This is a genomic window from Clavibacter lycopersici (assembly GCF_003576405.1).
In the GTDB taxonomy this organism is placed as follows: Bacteria; Actinomycetota; Actinomycetes; order Actinomycetales; family Microbacteriaceae; genus Clavibacter; species Clavibacter lycopersici.
In genome coordinates this window covers 1-2667 of record NZ_QWGT01000311.1, presented here as the reverse complement: position 1 = coordinate 2667, position 2667 = coordinate 1, and the positions used below count along the sequence as shown (strand labels likewise).

Sequence of the window (2667 nt, the reverse complement as noted above, 5' to 3'; positions counted from 1 at the left end):
CCCGGCCACCTCGCGGCCGCCGCCGCCGCGTTCCTCCGCCCGGCCGCCTGACCCGCGGCGCGACGCCGCCGCACCGCACCGCGCACGACGGAGGGCCCGACGCGATCCGCGCCGGGCCCTCCGTCACGCTCCGAGGATCAGCCCCCGTACGACGCCAGCAGCGCGCGCATCTTCGTGAGCTGGTCGCCCTGCGCCGACGACATGGCGCCCGCGAGGTCGAGCGCCTCGGTCGATGTGCCGAGCTGCGACTCCCCGTCGGCCAGCTCGATCGCGGCCTGGTGGCGGGCGATCATGCCCTGCAGGAACAGCCGGGCGGCATCCGTGCCCGCCGCCGCCTTCAGCACCTGCAGCTCGGAGTCGAACGCCGTGTCGCTCATGGCCTCGATGTCGGCCTCGGACGCGGCGTCGCTCGCCGTGCCGTCGGCGCCGCCGTCCTCCGATCCGCCGCTGGCCGAGGCGCCGCCCGCCTCCTCGCGGTCCTCGGTGCCGTTCGCCCCGGATCCGCCCTCCTCGCCCGACCACTCCTCGGCGAGCTGCGCGAGCGTCCTGGCCTGCGGGCCCTGCTCGTCGCGGATCTGCACGGCAAGCTCCTCGGCCTCCTGCGGCAGGTCGCGCACCTCGAGCGCGGCGACGGCGAGCTCGACGGATCCCGCGGCGTGGTCGCCCATCTCCTCGGCGAAGGAGAGGTCGGCGCGGTTCCACCCCTGCGACTCCGTCTCGGAGGGCGCTGCCGCGTCGGCGCTGGGGCTGGCGGCGTCCTCCGGGGTGCGCGGCGGCGTGGAGCAGCCGGCGAGCGCGGCGGCGAGGACGATGGCGGTCGTGGCGGCGGCGATGCGGTTGCGGTATCCCATGCGACGATCCTCCTCCACGGCGCGGCGCGTGACAGCCCGCCGGTAGGTTCTCCCCATGCCCGAGATCGTCGACCTGCCGCACCCCGGCGTCACCCTCGAGTTCGGGGACCCCGGTCGGCCCGTCGTCGTGCTCGTCCACGACGACCACGGACGCCTCCCCTGGCTCGACCAGTACGCCCTGGCCCTCGCCCGCGCGGGCTTCCACGTGCTCGTGCCCGACCTCTACGACGGCCGCGCCGCCCTCGACGACTCCCTCGCGGAGGGCCTCGCCGCGCAGCTCGACGTGGGGTACGCCCTCGGCACGATCCGCGACGGCATCGACTCGGCGCGGGCCCGCGGATCCCAGCACGTGGGCCTCGTCGGCTTCGCCCCCGGCGGGTGGCTCGCGCTCCTCGAGGCGCAGGACGGCGGGGCGGACGCGGTCGTCGCCTACTGCGCGAGCCTCGGGCCACAGGAGCACGGCGTCATCCCGTGCGCGGTGCTCCTCCACCTCGCCGAGCACGACGAGTGGATCGACGACCAGCGACCCGAGGCGTTCATCGGCCGCCTGCGCGAGCACGGCACACCTGTCACCGCGCACACCTACCCCGGCACGTACCCGGTGTTCCCCAACGCGAGCCTCCGCGACCGGGTCGACCCCGACGCCGCGGCCCTCGCGTACCGCCGCACGGAGGCGTTCCTCCTCGAGCATCTCGGAAACCCGTGACCGATCAGTGCCGGATCGGAACCAATCCGAGCGCTTACGCGGTACGAATGTAGGGAGCCTGGGAGATCCCCGGCTCTTCCCTACCAGTGGAGGCACCATCATGAGCTCGTCCCCGAACCGCCTGCTCGGCACCGTCTTCGGCGCCGTCTACGTCCTCGTCGGCCTTCTCGGCTTCCTGTTCCCGCCGCAGAGCGGGGGCTTCTTCTCCTCCGACGGCGGCCTGCTGCTCGGGATCTTCATGGTGAACCCGTTCCACAACGTGGCCCACCTCCTCATCGGCGCGGCCCTCCTCATCGGCGGCCTGTCGAGCGTCGCGTCGGCCAAGGCCGTGAACTCCACCGTCGGGTTCGCGTACCTCGCGCTCGGCATCGTCGGCTTCTTCCTCGTGAACACCGACTTCAACATCCTCGCGCTCAACACCGCGGACCACTTCCTGCACCTCGGCAGCGCCGTCGTGCTGCTGATCGTGGGCCTCGGCGCCGAGAAGGGCGTCCGCAACCGCGCCGCCCGCGCCGCCTAGGCAGCACCCCGCCGCGCCGCTGCACCTGGCGCGTCCGCATCACCGCACGATCGCATCACCGCACGACAGCACGCAGCACCGCACCACCCGCGGCGCCCGGGACGACGAAGGGACCAGCACGTGTCACTGCTCATCCGCCACTGGCTGGCCCTCGCCGCCCTGGGCGCCGCGCTCATCCACCTGGCCGTCGGCGCGGGATCCCCGCCCGCGGCCATGGTGGCCCTCCTCCTCATCGGCGTCGCCGAGGGCGCCTGGGCCATCGCGGTCCTCCGCTCCGACCGGCTGCCCGCGCCCGGCTGGGCCGTCGTCGGCGCGCTCGTCCCGGTCGCCGGCTGGGCGCTCCTCGTGACCGCAGCGGTCGTCATGTCCGCCCCCGGGATCACGAGCGACCTGCCGGCGATCCCCATGCTCGCCGCGACCCTGCTCGACCTCGTCGTCGCCGCGGTCGTCGGCCGCCACCTCCGCTCCCGCGCCGAGTCCGAGGCCCAGGCCGTCTGCACGGCCGTCGAGGCGACGTTCCCGGCCGACGCCGCGCTCGTCGGATCCGGCGCCGCGCGCCCGTCCGCGGCCGCCGCCCCCGTCGCATCCGC

Annotated in this window: 4 protein-coding genes; 3 read left to right on the top strand and 1 reads right to left on the bottom strand. The window is 74.8% G+C overall.

Features of this window, described 5'->3' with window-relative positions; genetic code table 11:
• Nucleotides 1-137: 137 nt before the first annotated feature.
• On the bottom strand, nucleotides 138-851 hold the full coding sequence (locus DZG00_RS14395; protein WP_119381293.1) for a DUF305 domain-containing protein: 714 nt from the start codon (nucleotides 849-851) through the stop codon (nucleotides 138-140).
• Between the two features lie 55 nt (nucleotides 852-906).
• Here DZG00_RS14395 and DZG00_RS14390 point away from each other — a divergent pair, with 55 nt between their 5' ends.
• The 3 genes from DZG00_RS14390 to DZG00_RS14380 form a co-directional block, all read left to right on the top strand.
• Nucleotides 907-1557: a dienelactone hydrolase family protein gene (locus DZG00_RS14390; protein ID WP_119381292.1), complete on the top strand. Its 651-nt coding sequence runs from the start codon at nucleotides 907-909 to the stop codon at nucleotides 1555-1557.
• Between the two features lie 100 nt (nucleotides 1558-1657).
• Nucleotides 1658-2077 carry a DUF4383 domain-containing protein gene (locus tag DZG00_RS14385; protein WP_119381291.1) on the top strand — a complete coding sequence of 140 codons (420 nt, stop codon included), beginning with the start codon at nucleotides 1658-1660 and terminating at the stop codon, nucleotides 2075-2077.
• A 120-nt stretch (nucleotides 2078-2197) separates the two neighbouring features.
• Nucleotides 2198-2667 (top strand): hypothetical protein (locus DZG00_RS14380; RefSeq protein ID WP_119455767.1); only part of this gene is annotated, 470 nt, incomplete at its 3' end.